Source organism: Acinetobacter sp. UBA2063 (genome assembly GCF_002333245.1).
In the GTDB taxonomy this organism is placed as follows: Bacteria; Pseudomonadota; Gammaproteobacteria; order Pseudomonadales; family Moraxellaceae; genus Acinetobacter; species Acinetobacter parvus.
Genome location: NZ_DDAH01000068.1, coordinates 2,897 through 3,970 on the forward strand (window position 1 = coordinate 2,897; position 1,074 = coordinate 3,970).

General features: G+C 45.2%; 1 protein-coding gene. It reads left to right on the forward strand.

Annotation, left to right across the window (positions count from 1 at the left end; all coding sequences use genetic code 11):
* The first annotated feature begins 49 nt into the window (after window positions 1-49).
* Window positions 50-928 carry a glutamate racemase gene (gene murI / locus B4H32_RS03225; protein WP_004680647.1) on the forward strand — a complete coding sequence of 293 codons (879 nt, stop codon included), beginning with the start codon at window positions 50-52 and terminating at the stop codon, window positions 926-928.
* Window positions 929-1,074 lie beyond the last annotated feature (146 nt).

Consider the following 1,074-nt stretch of genomic DNA (forward strand, 5'->3'; position numbering starts at 1 on the left):
TAGGTTTAAGCTTAAAAGAGTGAAGAAACCACAGTGTTAATGTATTTGTATGACTGCTGTCCAATCCCTGCCCGTATTGGCTGACCCCATGCCACATGCATCCTCTGATGCGCCGATTGGGGTTTTTGATTCAGGAATTGGAGGCTTGTCGATTGCGCAGGAGATTGCCCGACATTTACCCAACGAACGGATTCTCTACTATGCCGATACCGCGCATGTGCCTTATGGGGCCCGTTCAGATCAGGAAATTCGACAATTAACAGCGCGTGCGATTGAGTGGCTGTATCGGCAGGGCTGTAAGATTGCGGTGGTGGCATGCAATACTGCATCGGCATTTAGTCTGGACTACCTACGTGACTACTATGGCGAGCATTTTCCGATTGTGGGATTGGTGCCTGCATTAAAGCCCGCTGTACTGCAAACACGGTCGAAAGTGGTGGCTGTGTTGGCGACACCTGCAACCTTTCGCGGACAGCTCATCAAGGATGTGATGAGCAGGTTTGCCGAACCTGCTGGCGTTCGGGTTTTAAAAGTCACCAGTCTGGAACTGGTGCCTTTTGTTGAGGCGGGACAGCAAATGAGCCAGGCCTGTCTGGATGTGTTGCAGGATATATTGCAGCCTGTGGTGGAGCAGGGCGCGGATTTTTTAGTGCTGGGATGTACTCACTATCCTTTTTTAAGGGATGCAATTCATCAGGTTTTTGATAAAAAGTTAAAATTAATTGATTCTGGACAGGCAGTTGCGCGGCAAACAGCCTATATTTTGATAAAAAATAGGTTATTATGTGACAAAATAAGTCATAATATTACACGTATTGAATGTTATGTCAGTGGTCATAATGCTGTTGAATTAAAATCGGTACTGCAGCATCTCATGCCAGAACAATTAACATGGACGATTCAGAATTTAGATGATCTGGGCGCCTAAAAGCATCAGTTGATTCATATTCAAGATTTTATTGGGGTTATTGTTGATAAGGCTTAAGCGAAACAGCTTAAGGGTTATTGATAAGTGAACTGGGACCTAGCCTATGCAAGATACTCGCTATCAGGTTTTTATCCGAATAGCCGTAA

Coding starts and splice junctions, on each gene's coding strand:
- murI (WP_004680647.1), top strand. CDS start 50: ATGACTGCTGTCCAATCCCTGCCCGTATTGGCTGACCCCATGCCACAT.